Annotated in this window: 18 protein-coding genes; 8 read left to right on the top strand and 10 right to left on the bottom strand. The window is 66.2% G+C overall.

Annotated features, from left to right (window positions below):
* Nucleotides 1-60: 60 nt before the first annotated feature.
* Nucleotides 61-996, top strand: a complete 936-nt coding sequence (gene htpX, locus IVA92_RS10440) for a zinc metalloprotease HtpX (RefSeq protein ID WP_247279585.1) — start codon at nt 61-63, stop codon at nt 994-996.
* Nucleotides 997-1135: 139 nt separating this feature from the next.
* A complete protein-coding gene (locus IVA92_RS10445) occupies nt 1136-1777 on the top strand; it encodes a tetratricopeptide repeat protein (protein WP_247279586.1) in 642 nt (213 codons plus the stop codon).
* A gap of 5 nt (nt 1778-1782) precedes the next feature.
* On the opposite strand, the gene IVA92_RS10450 is transcribed toward IVA92_RS10445, so the two are convergent.
* Complete coding sequence (locus IVA92_RS10450; RefSeq protein ID WP_247279587.1) at nt 1783-2136, bottom strand: hypothetical protein; 354 nt, start codon at nt 2134-2136, stop codon at nt 1783-1785.
* A gap of 173 nt (nt 2137-2309) precedes the next feature.
* Entirely contained in the window at nt 2310-3116 is an 807-nt protein-coding gene (locus tag IVA92_RS10455) for a hypothetical protein (RefSeq protein ID WP_247279588.1), read from the bottom strand.
* Nucleotides 3117-3343: 227 nt separating this feature from the next.
* Here IVA92_RS10455 and IVA92_RS10460 point away from each other — a divergent pair, with 227 nt between their 5' ends.
* The gene (locus IVA92_RS10460) at nt 3344-3637 is read left to right on the top strand and encodes an antibiotic biosynthesis monooxygenase (protein WP_247279589.1); all 294 of its coding nucleotides are present in this window, start codon (nt 3344-3346) and stop codon (nt 3635-3637) included.
* Nucleotides 3638-3756: 119 nt separating this feature from the next.
* Here the strand turns inward: IVA92_RS10460 and IVA92_RS10465 are convergent, their stop codons facing one another.
* On the bottom strand, nt 3757-5220 hold the full coding sequence (locus tag IVA92_RS10465; protein ID WP_247279590.1) for a short-chain fatty acyl-CoA regulator family protein: 1464 nt from the start codon (nt 5218-5220) through the stop codon (nt 3757-3759).
* Between the two features lie 223 nt (nt 5221-5443).
* On the opposite strand from IVA92_RS10465, the gene IVA92_RS10470 reads away from it, so the two are divergent.
* From IVA92_RS10470 to IVA92_RS10480, 3 genes are all read left to right on the top strand, one after another.
* Nucleotides 5444-7075, top strand: a complete 1632-nt coding sequence (locus IVA92_RS10470; protein WP_247279591.1) for an isocitrate lyase — start codon at nt 5444-5446, stop codon at nt 7073-7075.
* A 29-nt stretch (nt 7076-7104) separates the two neighbouring features.
* Nucleotides 7105-7314, top strand: a complete 210-nt coding sequence (locus IVA92_RS10475) for a hypothetical protein (protein ID WP_247279592.1) — start codon at nt 7105-7107, stop codon at nt 7312-7314.
* 193 nt (nt 7315-7507) lie between these two features.
* Nucleotides 7508-8059, top strand: coding sequence for a hypothetical protein (locus tag IVA92_RS10480; RefSeq protein WP_247279593.1), 552 nt, complete (start codon nt 7508-7510; stop codon nt 8057-8059).
* 146 nt (nt 8060-8205) lie between these two features.
* Here IVA92_RS10480 and IVA92_RS10485 read toward each other — a convergent pair whose 3' ends face one another.
* Complete coding sequence (locus IVA92_RS10485) at nt 8206-9090, bottom strand: metallophosphoesterase (RefSeq protein WP_247279594.1); 885 nt, start codon at nt 9088-9090, stop codon at nt 8206-8208.
* Nucleotides 9091-9182: 92 nt separating this feature from the next.
* Here IVA92_RS10485 and IVA92_RS10490 point away from each other — a divergent pair, with 92 nt between their 5' ends.
* A complete protein-coding gene (locus IVA92_RS10490; protein WP_247279595.1) occupies nt 9183-9674 on the top strand; it encodes an NUDIX domain-containing protein in 492 nt (163 codons plus the stop codon).
* A 149-nt stretch (nt 9675-9823) separates the two neighbouring features.
* Complete coding sequence (locus IVA92_RS10495; RefSeq protein WP_247279596.1) at nt 9824-10339, top strand: N-acetyltransferase; 516 nt, start codon at nt 9824-9826, stop codon at nt 10337-10339.
* Nucleotides 10340-10456: 117 nt separating this feature from the next.
* Here IVA92_RS10495 and IVA92_RS10500 read toward each other — a convergent pair whose 3' ends face one another.
* The 6 genes from IVA92_RS10500 to IVA92_RS10525 form a co-directional block, all read right to left on the bottom strand.
* A complete protein-coding gene (locus tag IVA92_RS10500) occupies nt 10457-12823 on the bottom strand; it encodes a TonB-dependent receptor (RefSeq protein ID WP_247279597.1) in 2367 nt (788 codons plus the stop codon).
* 151 nt (nt 12824-12974) lie between these two features.
* Complete coding sequence (locus tag IVA92_RS10505; RefSeq protein ID WP_247279598.1) at nt 12975-13391, bottom strand: DUF2946 family protein; 417 nt, start codon at nt 13389-13391, stop codon at nt 12975-12977.
* 256 nt (nt 13392-13647) lie between these two features.
* A complete protein-coding gene (locus IVA92_RS10510; RefSeq protein ID WP_247450112.1) occupies nt 13648-15711 on the bottom strand; it encodes a hypothetical protein in 2064 nt (687 codons plus the stop codon).
* A 7-nt stretch (nt 15712-15718) separates the two neighbouring features.
* Complete coding sequence (locus IVA92_RS10515) at nt 15719-18532, bottom strand: DUF4159 domain-containing protein (RefSeq protein ID WP_247279600.1); 2814 nt, start codon at nt 18530-18532, stop codon at nt 15719-15721.
* A complete protein-coding gene (locus IVA92_RS10520) occupies nt 18529-19473 on the bottom strand; it encodes a DUF58 domain-containing protein (RefSeq protein ID WP_247279601.1) in 945 nt (314 codons plus the stop codon). Before IVA92_RS10520 ends, IVA92_RS10515 begins: the two co-directional genes overlap by 4 nt.
* Complete coding sequence (locus tag IVA92_RS10525; protein ID WP_247279602.1) at nt 19473-20471, bottom strand: MoxR family ATPase; 999 nt, start codon at nt 20469-20471, stop codon at nt 19473-19475. The genes IVA92_RS10520 and IVA92_RS10525 overlap by 1 nt, the downstream gene beginning before the upstream one ends.
* Nucleotides 20472-20528 lie beyond the last annotated feature (57 nt).

Consider the following 20528-nt stretch of genomic DNA (forward strand, 5'->3'; position numbering starts at 1 on the left):
GCATTCATACCTCGTTGGAGCCGGCCAGAGGCTCGCCCGCGGCCGCGCCAGGAGACGGCCATGAACTATCTTCGTACCGCAATGCTGCTCGCAGGCCTCACTGCCCTGTTCATGGGCGTGGGGTATCTGATCGGCGGTGCCTCGGGCGCCATGATCGCGCTCGTCATTGCCGCCGCGACCAATCTCTTCACCTACTGGAACTCTGACCGCATGGTGCTCTCGATGTACGGCGCCCATGAGGTCGACCGTGCCAGCGCGCCGGAGTTGGTCGGCCTCGTCGCCGAGCTTGCGGGCCGCGCCGGCCTGCCGATGCCGCGCGTGTTCCTGATGGACGAGGCTCAGCCCAACGCGTTCGCGACCGGCCGCAACCCGGAGAACGCCGCGGTGGCCGTCACCACCGGCCTGGTGAACCAGCTCAGCCGCGAGGAGCTCGCCGGCGTGATCGCGCACGAGCTGGCGCATATCAAACATCACGACACGCTTCTGATGACGATCACCGCGACGATCGCCGGCGCGATCTCTATGCTGGCGCAGTTTGGCATGTTTTTCGGCGGCAATCGCGACAACAACAACGGTCTGGGCATCGTCGGCTCGATCCTGATGATGATCCTTGCCCCGCTCGGCGCCATGCTGGTGCAGATGGCGATCAGCCGCACCCGCGAATATGCCGCCGACAATCTCGGTGCGCGCATCGTGGGACAGCCGATGTGGCTGGCGTCCGCGTTGGTGAAGATCGAGGGCGCCGCGCATCAGGTGCCGAACTTCGAGGCGGAGCGGAATCCCGCGACCGCGCACATGTTCATCATCAATCCGCTGTCGGGCCACGGCGTCGACAATCTGTTCGCCACGCATCCCTCGACCCAGAACCGCATCGCGGCGCTTCAACAGCTCGCGGCCGAACTCGGCGCGCGGTCAGCGCCGTCGCTCGGCGCTAACGAGAACTATCCGCCGCGAAGCCCGTGGGGCCGCTCCTCTTCGCGCGGTCCTTGGGGCTGATGCGGCACACCGGCTGGAAATTGCGCTCTGTTTTGTGACCTGGCGCACACAGGATCCCCGGCGCCGGTGTTAACATCCCGGCGAGACCACTTCTTCGAAAGGGGATGCGTGACCGGCCCTCTGCCGGTCACCGTCGAAGATGACCAGAGCTGCCGTACCATTGCTGATCGTCCTTTGCGTGCTTATTGGGCTGTCCACGCACATGGTCGTCAATTGCGGCGACGAGGACGATCCCGACATCTGCTCGGCCGTGATCGGCTTCTCGCCGCTGCGCGGCTCGCTGATCGCGTTCGCCTATGAGGGGCGCGGACGGATCGCGCTGCGCCATGGCGACTTCAGGCGGGCGATCGCCGATTTCGATGAGGCCATTCATCTCAATCCCAACCGCGCCTCACTCTATCGAGACCGCGCGCTGGCGCGCCGGCAGAACGGTGATCTGGAGCTTGCGATTGCGGATTATGACGAGGTGATCGCGCATGACCCCAAGCTCGCCGCGCCCTATCACCAGCGCGGTCTCGCGCTCGCCGCCAAAGGCGATCTCGACCGCGCCATCCTGAGCTACAACACGGCGGTCCGCCTCGACCCCTCGGACGCGCAGGCCCGCCTCGACCGCGGCTTTGCATTCCTCGCCCGCGGCCAGACCGACGACGCACGGGCCGATTTCGAGGCCGCGCTGGCGCTGCCGCCCGGCAAGGACGGCCGCACCCATGAGGCGGCACGTGCCAAGCTCGCCGAACTCGCCAGCGCCGAGCCGACTCGGCTCGCCGCGCCGAGAAGGTGAGCTGATTACTTCGCCTTCTTGGCTTTGGCCTTCTTCGCCTTCGCAGCCTTCTTCACCGGCTTCTCCTTCGCCGTCTTCTCCACCTTTGCCGCGGCCGGCGTGCTGGCGGCGAGGCGCATGGCGCGGGCGTAGCTGTCGGCGACGTTGTCCGCGGACATCTGGAGGCGCTTGGCGGCGGCGGTGGCCTGCTCCAGGGTGGCCTTGGCCATCATCTTGAAGCGGTCGCTGGTCTCCTTGCCCTTGGCCTTGGCGGCAAGGCCGTTGAAGCGATCCCGCCGCTGCTTGGCGCGGGTCATCAGGCCCGTATGCAGTTGTCTGGCCAGTTGCCGGATCACGACATCCAGGTCGGCGTCCGCCATGTTGTTCTATCCCCTTCGAAAACAATATCGATGCGGGCGGGACTATGCAGATCGGCCCCCACCTTGGCAATTCCCGCTGAGCCGCCATCCGCAGCTTCCGGTTTACAAAACAAAAAAGCCGCGCATTTTGCGCGGCTCTGATGTCATCTGGCGCAGGAAGCGCGACGTCAGCCTCACTTCAGCGAGGCGACCGGACCGCTTGGGGCTGCAGGGTCGGGGTCGAAGCCGAACACGCCGACCAGGTATTTGTAATAGTCCGGCAACTTTTCCTTGAGCGCCTCGCGAGACTTCGGATCGTGGAATTCGCTCTTGCCGGCCAGGAAGATGCTCGCGGTCACGGCAAAGAACTCCATGGGATTCTTCATCGCATAGGATTCCCTGGGCAGCAGGTCCTTGGACTTGGCCAGGACGTAATAGGCGATCACGCCCTTGTTGGCGTAGCCGTCCGGCAACAGCCGCGCGTGGTAGGCATGCAGGAGCTCGTGCAGCAGCACAGCCTCCTTCTCGTAACGCATCATGTCGGGCCGCAGCATGATCACGCCGAGCCCCGAATCGACCGCGAGATCGACCGCATTCGGATTGGTCCAGCGCTGCTTGTCCGGATCCCAGACCGTCAGCGTCCGGGGAGCGCTGCGCTGGATGTCCGGTGTGACCCTGCCGTAGCAGGCGGTCGCGGCACCTTCGTCGAGGCAGGCCAGCTCGCTCGCGACGATCGGAACGGTGTGGAAGAAGCGCAGCACGCGCGGCGACAGGCCGACGCCTTCGACCACGTCGATCTGGCTCTTCAGATTGCTGGTGAGCTTGTCGACATCCTTGCGGTCGCGATTCTCGGACAAATCGAACATGTAGCCGCGGTAGCTCTGGAAGCCCGGCGGCAGCGGCTGCGCTGCGTCAGTCGACGCATCGAGCGATCCGGCAATGGATGGATTGGCGAAGAGCGCGCCGACGATGGTTGCGGTCAGCAGCAACGCAATGCGCATGATGAACCCCCTGATCTCACCTCGCCCGGCAGGATAAGCCACCGTTGTTCGCGAAACGTGAGTGGGGCAAGACTAAGGCACCGATGTTGAGGCGTGCTTAATCCTTGGTTGCAGATCGCGGCGTCGGATTAGGGCGAGGTTAACCAAGCGTGGATCGGCGGCGCGCTTCGGCGTAACATCCACTCCGGGCACCAGGCCCTTACATCAGTAGCCGGAAGGAGGATGTCATGTATGCCGCCATCCGTCAGGCCAAGGCGAAAAGCGGGAGCGCTGAAGAGCTGGCGCGCCGCATCAAGGACGGCGCCGTCCCGATCATCAGCGACGTCGATGGTTTCCGCGCTTATTACGTCGTCTATGCCGGCGACGACACGGTGACCGCGATCTCGATCTTCGACAAGTTCGAACAGGCGGAGGAGGCGAACCGGCGCGCGATCGCCTGGATCGAGAAGGATCTGGCTCCGCTGCTCGCGGGACATGCGAGCGCTGCGGCCGGGCCGGTGATCGTGCATACGCTGGCGTAGGCGGCGGGGCGCGTTAGAGCTCTATCTTCAACTGGCATGCCCCGCCTTCGCGGGCGACGACAGGAGGACGTGGCGCGCGCCATTGGCCAAATGCACCCTGCGCCCCACTGCTCCCGGCTTCACAATTCCCGTGCATTCGAGAAGGCGAAACTCGACACCCGCCGCGTCGTCTCATCCAGGATCAGGGTGCGCGTGATCGGCGGCTCGGCACGCTGGGCGCAGTTTTCGCGCTCACAGAGACGGCAGTTGACGCCGATCGGCGTGCCCTCGGTCTTCTCCAGGTCGATGCCCGCAGCGTAGGTCAGGCGCGCGGCGTGACGGATCTCGCAGCCGAGGCCGATGGCGAAACGCGGTTGCGGCAGCGGGTGCGGCGCGACGGGGCGGCGCACCATCTGCGCGATCGAGAAATAGCGCGTGCCATCGGGAAGCTCGATCACCTGCTTGAGCAGGCGGTCCGGCGTGTCGAAGGTCGAGTGCACGTTCCACAAGGGGCAGGTGCCGCCGAATTTGGAGAACGGGAACGTGCCGGAGGAGAAGCGCTTCGAGACGTTGCCGGCATTGTCGACGCGCAAGAGAAAGAACGGAATGCCGCGCGCGTTGGGCCGCTGCAGAGTGGTGAGGCGGTGGCAGACCTGCTCGAAACCGGAATTGAAGCGCTGCGCCAGCACCTGGATGTCGTAATTGAGCGCCTCGGCCGCGGCGAGGAACGCCGGGTAGGGCATCATGACGGCGGCTGCAAAATAATTGCCGAGCGTGATGCGGAACAGCCGCCGCGGCGCGTCGTCGAGCGGGCCGGATCGGCCGATGATAGTCTCGAAATGCTGCGCGCATTCACCTAAGCCGAGCTGGAAGGCGAGCTGGAACGCACGGCCGGGCGGGTCGACCAGCTCGGAGATCAGGAGTTGACGGCGATGGCGATCGAACCGCCGCAGCGTCTCGCGCATCACGTCGACGGGCATGATGCGGGTCTGGATCGAATGCTTTTCGCGCAAGCGCGCGGCCAGCGCCGCGTAGAGCCCTTCGGCCGGCACGTTCAGCTCATCGCGAAGGTTTTCCGCGGCCTGCTCCAGCTCCGGGAAATAGTTGCGATTGGCCTCGATCAGTTCGCGTACGCGCTCGACCGGATTGGCCTCATAACGCGTGCCGACGTCGCGGTCGGCCATTTGCGCGGCCGCCAGCGTCTCGCCCTGGCGCGCTTCGGTATAGGCGGCATAGAGCCGTTGCAGCGCATGAGTCACGCCGGGGCAAAGCTCGGCGAGGTCGCGCAGCTCCTGCTTGGGCACGTCGATCTGGCGGAACAAGGGATCGGAGAAGATTTCGTTGAGCTCGGCGAAGAAGCGGTCCTCATCGGCAGTGGCGAGGTCGCGCAGGTCGAGGTCATAGGTCTCGGCCAGCCGCAGCAGGATCTGCGCGGTCACCGGGCGCTGGTTGCGCTCGATCAGGTTGACATAGCTCGGCGAGATCGAGAGCCCCTCGGCGATCTGGGTCTGCGACAGCCCCAATTGCTGCCGGATCCTCCGAAAGCGCGGGCCGACGAACAGTTTCTTCCCGGAGAACAGTTTCTTCCCGGAATCGACGGGCATTTCTCAGGACTCCGTAGGCATCAAGGACAGTCTTGATGACCTATAATTTACAAAATTTACAAAGTAACATGTATTACATGTTCTTATGTTACATGACATCACCAATAAGAAACAAGCCATCTATACGAAGTTTCTGTTTTCGCGTTTAGCTCCTGACACGCATTTCGCAATGCATTGTCAAGAATGTCGATGGCTCGCCATCGACCGCGAAAGGATCAGGCACATGAACTATCAGCCCCGCGGCATCAGCACCCTCCTGCGCCCGGCTTCGTATCAGAGCGAGATCGAGGCGGCTCAGGCGCTCCTTGAGACCCAGCCGACCTGGAACGGGGTGAAGGCCGAGGCCGTCGCACGCATGCGCCTGCAGAACCGTTTCAAGACCGGCCTCGATATCGCCCGCTACACCGCCGCGCTGATGCGGGCCGACATGGCCGCCTATGACGGCGACCCCACCAAGTACACCCAGTCGCTCGGCTGCTGGCACGGCTTCATCGCGCAGCAGAAGCTGATCTCGGTCAAGAAGCACTTTGGCAAGACCGATCGCACCTACCTGTATTTGTCGGGCTGGATGATCGCCGCGCTGCGCTCCGAGTTCGGCCCGCTGCCCGACCAGTCGATGCACGAGAAGACCTCGGTGCCCGCCCTGATCGAGGAGCTCTACACTTTCCTGCGCCAGGCCGACTCGCGCGAGCTCAACGATATCTTCCGCGCGCTCGACAAGGCCCGCAAGGAAGGCGACAAGGTCAGGGAGAAGGAGCTGATCGAGAAGATCGACAACTTCCAGACCCATGTCGTGCCCGTCATCGCCGACATCGACGCCGGCTTCGGCAATGCGGAGGCGACCTATCTGCTTGCCAAGAAGATGATCGAAGCGGGCGCCTGCGCGCTCCAGATCGAGAACCAGGTCTCCGACGAGAAGCAGTGCGGCCACCAGGACGGCAAGGTCACCGTGCCGCATGACGTCTTCCTCGCGAAGATCCGCGCCTGCCGCCACGCCTTCCTCGAGCTCGGCGTCGAAGACGGCGTCGTCGTGACCCGCACCGACTCGCTCGGCGCCGGCTTGACGCAGCAGATCGCCGTCAGCCACAGGCCCGGCGACATCGGCGACCAGTACAACAGCTTCCTGGATTGCGAGGAAGTGACGGCGGAGAACGCCAGGAACGGCGACGTCATCATCAACCGCAACGGCAAGATGATGCGTCCGAAGCGGCTGCCCTCCAACCTCTACCAGTTCCGCCCGGGCACCGGCGAAGACCGCTGCGTACTGGACTGTATCACCTCGCTTCAGAACGGCGCCGACCTGCTCTGGATCGAGACCGAGAAGCCGCATATCGAGCAGATCGCCAAGATGGTCGACCGCATCCGCAAGGTGGTTCCGAACGCGAAGCTGGCCTACAACAACTCGCCGTCGTTCAACTGGACCCTCAACTTCCGTTGGCAGGTCTACGATGCGATGAAGGAAGCCGGCAAGGACGTCAGCCAGTACAACCGTGCCGAGCTGATGAAGGCGGAATATGACGACACGCCGCTGGCGAAGGAAGCCGACGAGCGCATCCGCACCTTCCAGGCGGATTCGGCCAAGCGTGCCGGCATCTTCCACCATCTGATCACGTTGCCGACCTATCACACGGCGGCGCTGTCGACCGACAATCTGGCGCGGGAATACTTCGGCGAGCAGGGCATGCTCGGCTACGTCAAGAACGTCCAGCGCGCCGAGATCCGTCAGGGCATCGCCTGCGTGAAGCATCAGAACATGGCCGGCTCCGATATCGGCGACGACCACAAGGAGTACTTCGCCGGCGAAGCTGCCCTGAAGGCGGGCGGCGCCCACAACACGATGAACCAGTTCGGCTAACGCATCACGCACTTCGACAGGAGACTGACATGACCAAAGGCAGCAATTTCTGGGTGATCGGCGGCGAGTTCGGTTCGATGAACTTCCACAAGCTCGTGGAAGGCTCGGCTCAGGTCAAAGGTCCGTTCAAGACCCGCAAGGAAGCCGAAGACTGCTGGCGCGAGGTGTCGGAAGAGAGCCGCTACAAGGCCGGCGTCCGCTTCTCCATCGTGGAGGAGCCTTCGCGGGTCTCGGCCTAAGGATTCCGGCTGCCGATCTAACTAAGACGTCCAAGGACGGATGGTCCCATCCAGGCCTTAGCCTGGGTGGGATCGTCTGTTTTTGGCACAGGTGAAACGTCTGTGGGCGCCGTAAGTATCTGGAATTGTGGACCCTTTGCGGGCGCTGTGGTTGCTGATAGGTTAATTCCCGTGTTTGAGGACGAGGCCGACAATGTCAGAGCCCGAAACCAGCGGGATTCATCCCAGCCAGCCGCGCCCGGTGCGGCTGCGCGATGCACTGTTGCGCGCCCGGATCGAGGCCGCCGACCGGACCGGCGTGGTCGTCGACCTCAGAGATGCCGAGGTGGCCCGGCTGGAGATCCTCAACGACGCGCTCGATCCTCTGTTCGCGCAGGTGCCGGAGCAGATCGAGCTGTTCGACCGTGGCATCAGCCAGGGCGATACGCCGAGGCTCTGGATCGACGTCGTCGCCCACATCTTGATGGGGCGTGACAAGCGGATGTACCGCTTCGTCCAGGACACCCGCTTCGGCCGCATCGTGCTCGCCGAATCGCACGACACCGCCGTTATCGTCGAGGCCGTCACCGACTATGTCGCGCGCCGCATGATCGAGCGCGAGCGCGCGATGGTGGTGCCGCCCGAGCCGAAGCCCGCCGCCGCGCCGCCGCGCCGCTCGCGCGTGTGGCCGTTCCTGTTCGGCTTCATCCTCGGCGCCGCGGCGCTGTTCGGCCTCGCTGTGCTGGCCGCCTTGCGGAGCTGGTGAGGCTCTCTCCGTCGTCATTCCCGGGCATGCGAAGCATGAGCGCCGGAATCTACCGGGCCACAGCGCATGCGGGTGAATGGATTCTCTGATGCGCAATTGCGCATCAGAGCTCGCCTGCCGCGCGCCCCCGGAAAATGACGATGGCCTCAAATCAACCGCGCATGCTTGATCTGCCCGATCTGAAATCCAGCGCCCAGGCTCCGCACCGTCTGCTCGCAGCGCCAGCCGGAATTGTCCTTTTCGATTGTGAACAGGTTATACGCCGCCGCCGGGTAACGTCCGTGCGCGAGCGCCGAGGCGGAAGGCACGCCGAGTGCGGGAATGTTGCCGTTCGGGCCCTCGAACCACATCGTCGAATGAATGTGGTCGTGCCCGTGCAGAATCAGCTCGACGCCATGCCGTTTCAACAGTGCCAGCAGCTCGGCCGCGTCCGTCATCCGCTTCTGGCGCGCGACGGATCTCAGCGGATGGTGCACCAGCAGCACGCGGAAGACGTCTTCCGCCGCGAGCCGCTCGAGCACCTCTGCGAGGGCCGCGAGCTGATCGCGCCCGAGCGTGCCCGTCGCCATCAGCGGCAGGGTCGGCACCGCCGTGGACAGGCTGATCAGCGCGAGCGGCCCGCGCCGGCGCACGGCGGGGAAGGCTGCGGTATCGGGCGTATCCGCGGCGATGTAGTGCAGGAACGTCTCGCCGAAGCGATGGCGCGTCGCGCTGACATAGGCGTCGTGATTGCCGGGAATCGCGGTGACGCGGTCGGGCGGACCGACGCTTTCGAGCCAGGCCAGGGCCGGCGCGAACTCGGCTTCCAGCGCGAGGTTGACGAGATCGCCCGTCACGGCGATGTGGTCGGGCGCCTGGGCCTTCATATCGGCGACCAGCGCGTCGAGCACCTCGCGGCGCTGGTATTTGTGCCGGTTGCGCGTCCAGTTGATGTAGCCGAGCGCGCGCTTGCCCGCGAGCTCGATCAGCCGCGGCTTCGGCAGTGGCGGCAGATGCGGGTCGGACAGATGGGCGAGCGTGAAGGGGGCCATGGCGCGCGATTGCCTCGCTATTGCTCCGCTGTAATGGCAAGGTCGCAGCCAGCGCGCAAGCGCGGCTCGAAACGGGGCGTCAAGAAGGCCTGATGCGAGAACGTCTGAACAGCATTCGACGACAATGCGAGCCGCTGCTGCGGCGTCTCTTCCATGCCTATTTCCTGCTGGTCCGCGGCATGACGCTCGGCGTCCGCGCCGTGGTGCTGGACGCCGAGAATCGGGTGTTTCTGGTCAGGCACAGCTACGTCACCGGATGGTACCTGCCCGGCGGCGGCGTCGACTTCGGCGAGACCATGGCGCAGGCGCTGCGGCGCGAACTCAAGGAGGAGGGCGACATTGATCTCACCGGGGACGCCATGCTGCACGGCATCTTCCTCAACAGCCACGTCTCCCGCCGCGACCACGTCGCCGTCTACGTCGTCAGGCAGTTCAGCCAGGACCGCCTGCCCGGACCGAACCGCGAGATCGTCGAATGCGGGTTCTTCGCGATCACGGCGCTGCCCGAGGGGACCACGCCCGGCACACGGCTGCGGATCGCCGAAGTGCTGGACGGCAAGCCGCTGATTGCGACGTGGCGATGAGGGCGGCCCGTGCTGGTGCGTGAGGGTTGTCGTTCAACAGTGCAAACCGGCGAATCAGAACACCTCTCCCGTCGGCGCTGAAAAAGGAACTGAGCATCTTTGCTGCCCGATGGACCGCGCTGCGTTCAGGTGCTATCCCGCGCGCTGACATGAGCGATCTCTCACTCACCATCCTTCCCGAGGCCGCCGGCGACGCTCAGGCGATCGAACGGCTGCACGAACGCACCTTCGGCCCCGGCCGCTTCGTGCTCAGCGCCTACCGCATCCGCGAGCATGTCGACCATCTGCTCGAATTGTCCTTCACCGCGCGCGTTGGGACGCTGCTGGTCGGCTCGGTCAGGCAGTTGCCGATCCTGATCGGCGACACGCCGGCGCTGCTGCTGGGGCCGCTCACCGTGGAGCCGCCGTTCCGCGACCGCGGCATCGGCCGTCTCCTGATGGAGCGCGCGCTGAAGGACGCCAAGGAAAAAGGCCACGCCATCGTGCTCCTGGTCGGCGACGAAGCCTATTACAGCCGCGTCGGCTTCAAGCCGGTCGCAAAGGGCCGCGTCACCATGCCGGGTCCGGTTGACCCCGCCCGCATTCTGGTGTTCGAGCTCGTCGACGGCGCTTTCGAAGGCGTATCCGGGCGGGTTGCGCCGGACTGGAGCAAGGCGCGCGGGTAGGTGCTACGACGCTGTGAATGGGAAGCGCAGCGGCAGTGCCCATACTCTGTCATTGCGACGGCGTGAACCAGCCGGGCGAGGCCAGCCGGGGCCGCTGTGGGCCCCGACTGTATGAGCTTAGAACTTGAAGTTCGCGAATGCCCGCACGCCAATGCCGGGCATCAGCACCTCGTCCTTGGTGTAGGAAACCGAGTTGCGGATGTTCTCGTTGAGGAGATTGTTGCCGACGATGCCGGCCATCATTTCGCGCGCGCCGAACCAGTTGCGGTCGAGCTTGGTCTTGTAGCTGACCTCGGCTTTCAGCAAATTGTAGCCCGCTGTCGGCGTCTCCGCGATCACCGCGACGTTGTTCTGCGCGAAGGCGTGCAGCAGGTTGACGCGCATCAGCCAGTTGTCGTCGCGCCAGAATACGCCGCCGCCCATTCTGAGCGGCGGAATCCGCGGCACGTTGGTGCCGTCGCTGAAGGTGGCGCGGACGAAGTCGAGCTGGTTCTCGATGCCCCAGATGCCGCCCTGGAAGGCGCCGACGTCGAGCTGCGACTGGAATTCGCCACCGCGGAAATTGGCATTGCGTTGCGAATAGACCGCCTGGTTCAGCTCGCCATCTGGTCCCCCGCAGGACGCAAAGTCGTCATCGCAGGACACGCCGGTGAGGCGGCGATAGATGAAATTGTCGAAATGCGTGTAGTAGACCGTCGCCTCGAACCGGAACGGCCCCGTCGCCCTGCGCACGCCGACCTCGATCGATTTCGCGGTCTCGATGGTGAGGTTCGGATTACCGATGTCGAACGTCGCGGTCGCGTCATGGCCGCCGCGTGAAAACAGCTCGGCAGCCTTCGGCGCGCGCTCGACATATTGCGCGGTGAGGCTGCCGACCATGCCACCCGGCAGGTCCTGCAGCAGACCGATGCTGCCGCTCTTCGGCGTGAAGGACGGATTGCGCGCGATCGCCGTCTGCGGCGTGCCGTCGGGCAGGTAATCGGCGGGGAAATCAGGCGTCGTGCCGTGCAGCTCGACATGCTCGATGCGACCGGCGATCTGTGCCCGCGTCGCCTCCGTGAACTTGAACTCGTTGAAGGCGTAACCAGCAACGCGCGTGCTGTTGTTCGGGTCCCACAGGCCGTTGAACAGCGTGCCGGGATTGTCGGGGCTCGGCGCACTCAATTCCTGATGTCCGACCTGGAAGCCGAGCGCCGTCGTCACCTCGGCGAAGCGGGCATTGAACGGCATCAGCTGCACCTCGGTGCGGATCTCCTGCTCCTTGTTGGTGAAGGTCTGGCGCACGCCGTCGCTGTTGGGGTTGCCGGGATCGGCAAGGCCGATCTCGTTGTGCCGGTAGTCGGTCGCGCCGGCCCAGAAGCGGACCGCGTCGATCGCGGCCGCGTCGGGGTGGTACTCGCCTTTGACGTTGATCTTGGTCTGATGTGCGTCGATCCGCGTGTTGTGGTCGGCGCCGTCGATGCCGGGGATGTGGTAGAGCGAGTCGTTCTGCGTGATCGATGCGCCGATATAGCCGCCCTGGAAGAAGTAGGAGCCGCCGATCGAGGCGCCGTCCGAGCGCGTCGCCGAGTTGGGCTGACGGCCGTTCACCGGGCGCGACTGGTCGGTCAGATAGGGATAGCTCGGGATATAGTAGTCGGAGGTCGTGCGGCCATAGGCGTCGGCATGGAATGCAAAATTGCCGCCGCCCGTGTCGAGCAGCACGCCGCTCTCGACGCCGCGATCGACCGAGCTGAACGCGGTGCGCGTCTCGGCGGTGACGCAAGGAGCGGTCGCGGCGCTCGCGAGCGGGGCCTTGGCCGGCATGCCATAGCTCTGGAATGAGGGCGCGCACGCAGGCATCGCGTCCGGAATCCGGTTGTTGGTGGCGCTGACGACGCCGCCGATCGAGGTCGAGCCGTAGCGCAGCGCCGCCGGCCCGCGCACCACTTCGATCTGGTTGGTGGCGAGCGGATCGACCGGGACGAAATGGTCCTCACCGAGATCGGAGGCGCCGCCGGCATTGGTGCCGTTCTCGACGATGCCGACGCGGTTGACATCGAGACCCCTGATGATCGGCCGGCTGGAGGCGCCGGGTGCGAAGCTCGAGCCGGTGATGCCGGGCTTGGAGAACAGGAGATCGCCGAGCTGGCCGCCGCCCTCGCGGCGGATCTCCTCGTTCGGCACCACGGTGACGGTAGCGAACTGGTTGGTCACAACAGGCAGCACGCCCTGCTGCGGCGCGGCGGGCGCGGACGCCGCGGGCGTCGCTTCCGCCGTTTGTTGGCGGCTGCGCACTCGCGCGGTCCGCGTGCCGCGGCCTGCGGTGCGGGAAGGCACCACCGCTCTGCGCACGATCGGGCTCGGCGCCGTCACGGTGACGGCGGGAATCTCGGTCGACGACTTGTCCTCGGCCGACTGGGCCAAGGCTGGTGTGGCGGCGGCCCCGAGCAGGAGCAGGCTTGCTCCGCCAAGACGCTGCGCGCGTCGCGATTGAAATGACATGGTCCTGATTCCACTCAGGCGCCGTCCGCATGATTGTATTGTCTGCTGATCGGAGGCGGCCTGCCGTCGCGGTGCGACGGAATTCGACTTCAACTTCTCCCCAGGCATTCGCCGACATTTAGCGAGGCTGGGCGTGATCAAGCGTTGGAGGTCAGGACGCGGGAGGGGCGCGGGGCTGGAATGCCGTGCCGGCGGATTTCAGATGGATGAATTCGGCGCCGGTGGTGCGGTGGAGCAGTTCGATCGCTTGCGGCAGCAGCAGCACGGGCGACGTCGCGAACACAATTGTGCCCGCCATCGCGACGACGGCGCAGATCGCGCAATTGTCCTCGCCCGGATGCTCGCGGTCGGGACCGGCCGGCGATTGCGTCTGGACTGCGGCGCGGCCCATCGCAGCAGCGCCCTTGGCGCTGTCCTTGGCGCCGTCGGTCTGCTGGAGCGAGGATTGGGCGAGGGGCGCGGCCCGCGCGAACCAGTGGCTGTGGCCGAACGTCAGCGCGAACTGCACCAGCATCGCGAACAACGCGAGCCGGGCAGCATGCCTCACATTCGACCGAAACCATTTCATCCGAAAACGCCCCACACCGCGCGGCCAATCCCCTGCCATCGCGGCGTTACAATGTAACATCGCCCGATCGGACGGTGGATGTCAACGCCGGCCGGATCGGCGCACGCAGGGCCGCGAGCCGATGTGTCGTTCCGGCAACTAGAGTGGGATGGAATTTTAGTTGAACTGCGCGCCCAGAACTCGAAGCACCTCTCCCCGCGGGGGAGAGGTGAACCCCGAACACCAACCGAGCCTAATTTTTTCGCGCTCCAGGAGATCAGCGCCCTTCGCGGACCCAGGTCGCGGCGAAGGCGCCGAGCAGCAGCAGCAGGCCGATCACCCCGGCGAAGATCGGCAGCACACCGACGCCTTTGACGACGCTGGCGTCGCGCATCCGCACGCCCATCCAATTGTCGCCGTGGAAGACGCTCGCAGAGCGCACCGGCAGGATGCGCGGCAGCTCGACGCTGGTGCCGTCGACCACGCGCACGGCGTTGCCGCCGGTCGCCTGCGTGAGCGGCTTCAGGGTTTCGGCGGTGGAGGTGACTTCCGAAAACTCCTTCGGATTGGTCGGGCCGACATTGATCAGCGCCTTCAGCGTGCCGTCGGTGGCCTGCCACAGGCCGAGCTCGTTCGCGGGCAGGCTGGCGCGCCACTCGCCGGGATCGCCAGGGCTGAGCGTCAGGTCGTGCGACACGCCCGACGGCGAGGTTACGTTCACCGGCTGGACGCTGTCTGACATGGTCTGGCGCACCACGACGAGATCCTTGCCCTGCACCTGAAGGCGCAGCGCTTCTTCGTCGAGATCCGGCTGCTTCATCAGCCAGTGCGACATCCGCCTGAGCAGGTCGAGATGCGGGCCGCCGCCCTCATAGCCGCGCGCCCACAGCCAGATGTGATCGGACAGCAGCAGCGCGACGCGGCCCTCGCCGAAACGCGACAGGAACAACAGCGGCTTGCCATCGACGCCGGTCATGACCGGCGGGTTGATCGCATTGCGGGTGTCGACGGTGCGGAAGAATCGGCTCCAGCGTGGCGGCTCGCTGGCGGAGCCCTCCAGCCCGCGTGTGACCGGATGGCGTTTGCCGATGTCAGACAGGTGCGCATAGAACGGCTTTTCCGTCACGCCGACCGGCTCGGCCGGCAGCACCGAATCCAGCGGCGTGCGCCAGATGCTGGTGTTGGAGGCGTAGTCAGGGCCGGCCGAGACCAGCACCGCGCCGCCCGAGCGGACATAACGTGCGATGTTGTCGAAATAGGCGATCGGCAGCACGCCCTGGCGAGCGTAGCGGTCGAAGATGATCAACTGGAATTCGTTGATCTTCTGCTGGAACAGCTCGCGGGTCGGAAACGCGATCAGCGACAATTCGTTGATCGGCGTGCCGTCCTGCTTCTCCGGTGGACGCAGGATGGTGAAATGCACGAGATCGACGCTGGCGTCGGACTTGAGCAGATTGCGCCAGGTGCGTTCGCCGGAATGCGGCTCGCCCGAGACCAAGAGCACGCGCAGCTTGTCGCGTACGCCGTCGATGGCGACAACCGCGCGGTTGTTCACCGGCGTCAGTTCGCGTTCGAGGGGCGAAGCCTCGATCTCGACGATGTTCGGGCCGGCATGCTTGATGTCGACGTCGACGCTTGCGGCCTGGCCGCTCGATAGCGTGCGCTCGTTGATGACCTCGCCGTCTCTGCGGACCGTGACCTTGGCGCGCTCGCCGGTGACGCCCTGGTCGTCGAGGCGGTAGCTGATGGTCTGGGTCTGCCCGACGATGCCGAAGCGCGGCGCCGCCGTGATTGCGATGCGGCGGTCGCGCTCGTCCTTCTGCCCGGTCACCAGCGCATGCACCGGCGCCTGGAAGCCGAGCGCGGTTGCGTTCGCCGGAATGTCATGGACCCGGCCGTCGGTGATCAGGAACGCGCCGGCGACGCGGTCGACCGGCACGTCCGACAAGGCCGAGGCGAGGGCGCCGAACAGTTTCGTGCCGTCGGTCTCGCCGTCGGCCTGTCCGGCATCGACGACGCGGACTTCGAGGCCCTTGATCTTCTTCAGGCTGTCGACCAGCGCCTCCTGCGCCTGCGCGGCCTCGCGATTGCGGTTGCCGAAATTCTGGCTCGGACTCTTGTCAACGACAACCGCGGCGACCGAGGTGAGGGGATCGCGATCCTCCCGGGTGAAGGAGGGATTGGCGAGCGCCAGCAGGAACAGCGCCAACGCGGCGACGCGCACGGCCGCCCCCCGCGCGCGCGCCAGCAGCAGCACCAGCGCGACCACGACGATCGCGGCCAGGGCGAGCCAGAGAACGATCGCGGGAACGAGCGGCGTGAACGCGATGCCGTAATTCATATCGATCCTATTGCCCCAGCCGTTCGATCAGCGCCGGTGCGTGCACCTGGTCGGCCTTGTAGTTGCCGGTCAGGGTGTACATCACGATGTTGGCGCCGGCGCGGTAGGCGAATTCGCGCTGGCGGGTGTCGCCGCCAGTCACTGGCAGCATGGCCTGGCCGTCGGGCCGCACCGCCCAGGCACCGGCAAGGTCGTTCGAGGTGATGATGATCGGCGAGACGCCGTCGCCGCCGCGCGCCGGACGCTGCGCGCTGTCCTCGTCCTCATCGCGCGGCAGGGTCTCGACCCAGGTCTGGCCGGTGACGAAGCGGCCGGGGAAGTCGCGCAGCAGGTAGAAGGTCTTGGTCAGCACGTGCTCGCGCGGCACCGGCTCGAGCTCGGGCACGTCGAGCGAGGACAGGATCTCGCGCAGCGTCTGCATGGCCGGGGTCTGCGCGGCACCGTTCGCGCCGGGCGGTGCTTCGATCGCATCGCGGGTGTCGAACAGCACGGTGCCGCCCTGCTTCATGTAGGCGTCGATCTTGTTGATGGCATCCTGCGGCGGCTTGGGCGCACCGGGCACGATCGGCCAGTAGATCAGCGGAAAGAAGGCGAGCTCGTCGCGCGCGGGATTGACGCCGACGGGATCGCCGGCCTCAAGCGCAGTGCGCTGCGCCAGGAACAGCGTCAGCCCGTTCATCCCCGCCTTGACGATGGAATCGACGTCGGCATTGCCTGTCACGACATAGGCGAGGCGGGTCTGCGACACCGCCTTCATCGCGAACTCGTCCGTGATGCCGTCGGCGCGCGAGGGCGCCGGCGAGAGCGACGCGAGGCCTGCAAGCACGATACCGAGCACGATCATCGCTGGCGCGGCGCGGCGGCGCAGCAGCGCGGCGATGCCGCCGCCGAGCAGAGCGACGATGACCGCGTCGATCAGGAACAGCGCAAGCGCCGTCGACAGCAGCCAGCCGCGCAAATCGCGCGGCTCGGCGTTGGTGTAGGTGGCGTGCCGGGCGCGCAGGCTCGCGGTGTTCAGGGCGGCGATACGGTCGGAGGCGGCAAGCGTGTTCACGGCGAGCGGTCCTTCGGCCGGACCATAGAAGCCCGGCGGATGATCGGGTGTGGCGCGGTCGCGATAATCCGCGGGCAGCGGTTTTGCGGTGGCCGGCGGCGGGCCGAAGGCGCCGAAGCCGTCGAGGATGTGCAGCGGCGCCACCGTCTCGGCGGTGGTCTCGGCTGCGACCCCGGCGCCGGGCTTGGCGGTGTAGCCGGACATGTCGACGACACGCCGCAGCATTTCGACGAAAGTGCCTGACATCGGCAGATCCGACCAGCGCATGTCGGCGCTGACGTGGAACAGGCTGACGAGGCCCTTGCCGCGATGCTCGCCGGTCACCAGCGGCGTGCCGTCCTCCAGCGAAGCCCAGCTCTTGGTGGCGAGCACCGCGTCGGGCTCGGCTAACACCTGGCGGCTCACGGTGACGTCCTTGGGGACCACGACGCCAGCAAACGGCCCGTCGGCGGCGAAGGAGGCGAGATGCTGCGGCTTCTCCCAGGTCAGGGTGCCGCCGAGCGTGCGGCCGCCCTTGCGCAGCTTGACCGGCACGAGATCGTCTTCGGCCTGCGCCAGGCGGGGGCCCGCGAACCGCACCAGCACGCCGCCCTGGTCGATCCAGGCGTTGAGGCGCTCCCGCAGCTCGGGCGCGATGGTGCCGACATCGGCCAGGATGATCATCGGCAGCTTCTGGTCGAGGAATTGGGTGATGCCCTGCTGCGGCGAGCCCCTGTCGGCGAGCCGCACGTCTGCGAACGGCGCCAGCGCGCGGGTGAGGTAGAAGGTCGGCGCCAGCAGCGGCTGCGCGGTTTCGCTGGTCGAACCCGAGACGATGCCGATGGCGCGGCGGCGCCAGCGCTTGTCGAGCAGCTGCACTGCGCCGGCGGAGCGCTCGCCGGATATTTCGAGCCGCGTGATGTCGTTGCGCAGCTCGACCGGCAGATCGAACGCTGCGTCGGTTTCCTTGTCCTGCGGGCCGAACGAATAACGGGCTTCTCCGATCGGCGAGGCCTTCTGGTCCAGCGCGCGCACGGTGCCGACGGCAATGCCACTGTCGGTGCGCAGCACCTTCACGGTCATCCTGGCAGCGGCGTTCTCGGCCGCGACCAGCGCCAGCGGCGCAGAGGTACCGCCTTCGAACACAGTCAGGTTGCGATCGCCGACAGTCTTGCCGAGGCCGGCCACGAATTCTTCGCCGCGGCCGGTGTCGACGCCGTCAGACAACCACGCGACCTCGCAGTCGCCGGTCGTTTTCAGGAAACGGTCGATTGCCGCCAGGGTCTCGACGCGATCGATCGAATAAGGCTTCGGGGCGAGCTGGCGCAGCGCCACGCGCGCCGCACCCGCCGGCATCAGGGTGATGTCGCGGTTCGGCTCCGACAGCGGCACCAGCGCGATAGCGCGGCGATCGTTGTCGGCGTTGGCGATCAGCTCATCGGCGGCCCTGATCCTGATGTCCCAGTGCGACGCCGCGCTCCAGCCATCGTCGAACATGATCATCAGCGGCGCCTTGCTGCCGGCGGCGCCCGTTTGCGGATTCCAGATCGGGCCGGCGGCGGCGAAAATGACGAGCGCCGCAGCTAGGAGCCGCAACGCAGTCAGCCACCATGGCGTCCGCGAGGGCGTCTCTTCGCGCGGCGCGATGTCGAACAACAGCCGCGTCGGCGGAAATTCGATCCGCCGCGGCCGCGGCGGCATCACCCGCAGCAGCCACCACAGCACGGGCAGGCTGACGAGGCCGATCAGGAGCAGCGGTTCGGTGAAGGCGAGCGGCAATCCTATCATGCGGCCGGCCCCGCCTTGATCGTCGCGATGCGGGCGCCCGACTTGCTCACCTGCATGCCGGCATGCAGGAACAGCAGCAGTTCGGCGGCCGAGCGGTCGGTCGCGTGCGTGGTGAACAGCCAGTCGAGCTTGTTGGTCTCGGCGCGGATCTGGTCGCGGTGCAGCGCGAGCCGCGCGGTGTAATCCTGTGCCCAGCTCTCGGCGCGGCCGGCGGTGATCACGCCGAAGCCTTCCGGCTCGACGAACTCGACGCGGCCGGAGTACGGAAACGACTCTTCGGCGGGATCGACGATCTGCACCAGGGTGCCATGCGCGCCGGAGCCGGACAGCCCTGTGAGCGTCGTCCTGATCTCGGAGATCGGAGACCAGAAATCCGACAGCACGATCGTCTCGGCGAGCGCCGACGGCACGAAGGACGGCGGCAGGCTGAGGCGTTCGGCGTCGTCATGCAGCATCGCTTGCGCCATCTTGTCGATCACGCTGCGGCTCGCGGTCGGCGCCATCAGTCCGGGAATGCCGACGCGTTCGCCGCCGGAGACGAGCAGCTCGGCCAGGGCGAAGGCGACGATCAGCGTGCGTTCGAGCTTGGACTCGCGCGCGGTCTTCGACGCGAAGGCCATCGAGGGCGAGCGGTCGGGCCAGATCCAAACCGTGTGCGCGGCTTCCCATTCCTGCTCGCGGACGTAAAGATGGTCGTCACGCGCCGAGCGGCGCCAGTCGACGTTCTGCGACGGCTCGCCCGAGACGAAGCGGCGGTATTGCCAGAAGCTTTCGCCGGAGCCGGCACGCCGTCGGCCGTGCAGGCCGTGGATGACGTTGGCGGCGATACGGCGGGCCTCGAGCACCAGGCGCGGCAGCGAAGCGGCGAGCGTACGGCTTTCGCCATCGGCACGTCGGATCGCGATGATCTCCCTCGCTGTGTGCCCGTTCTCTGCCGCCATCAACCAATCCGTGTCTTCAATTGCCGGATCACGTCCGGAATCGTGCGGCCTTCGGCGCGCGCCTGGAAGGTCAGCGCCATGCGGTGCTTCAGCACGGGCTCGGCGAGGTCGAGCACGTCATCGATCGAAGGCGCGAGACGGCCGTCGATCAGCGCACGCGCGCGCACGGCCAGCATCAGCGATTGGCTGGCGCGCGGGCCGGGGCCCCAGGCGATGAACTTGCCGGCTTCGCCGCTCTCCACGCCCGGACGGGCCGAACGCACCAGCGACAGGATCGCCTCCACCACAGAATCGCCGACCGGCAGGCGCCGGATCAGCCGCTGCGCGACGATCAGCGCATCGGCGCTCATCGAGCCCCTGGCCAGCGTCTCCTCGGCGCCGGTGGTCTCGAACAGGATGCGGCGCTCGGCATCGCGATCGGGATAGTCGACGTCGATCTCCATCAGGAAGCGGTCGAGCTGCGCCTCGGGCAGCGGATAGGTGCCTTCCTGCTCCAGCGGGTTTTGCGTGGCGAGCACGTGGAAGGGCTTGGGCAGGTCATGGCGCGCACCCGCAACCGTGATGTGCTGCTCCTGCATCGCCTGCAGCAGCGCCGACTGCGTGCGCGGGCTGGCGCGGTTGATCTCGTCGGCCATCAGCAGCTGCGCGAACACCGGACCCGCAATAAAGCGGAAGGCCCGCTTGCCCGCGGTGCTCTCATCTAACACCTCGGCGCCGAGAATGTCCGACGGCATCAAATCGGGCGTGAACTGGATGCGCTTGGCGTCCAGGCCCAGCGTGACGCCGAGCGTCTCGACCAGCTTGGTCTTGGCGAGACCGGGCACGCCGATCAGCAGCGCATGACCGCCGGAGAGGATCGTAACCAGCGTGTTCTCGATCACGCGATCCTGGCCGAAGATGACCGACGCGATCGCCTCCTTCGCCGCGCGAATCTGGCTAGATACCTGCTCGGCCGAACGGACGATTCCGTCTTCGAGTTTCTCGACACTTTCCGCCATTCGCTCGCTCCTTCAGCCTGTCACGCGGCTTGCCTGCGTCGTCACCTCGGCACATCG

Source organism: Bradyrhizobium sp. 154, assembly GCF_023073875.1.
Classification (GTDB): Bacteria; Pseudomonadota; Alphaproteobacteria; order Rhizobiales; family Xanthobacteraceae; genus Bradyrhizobium.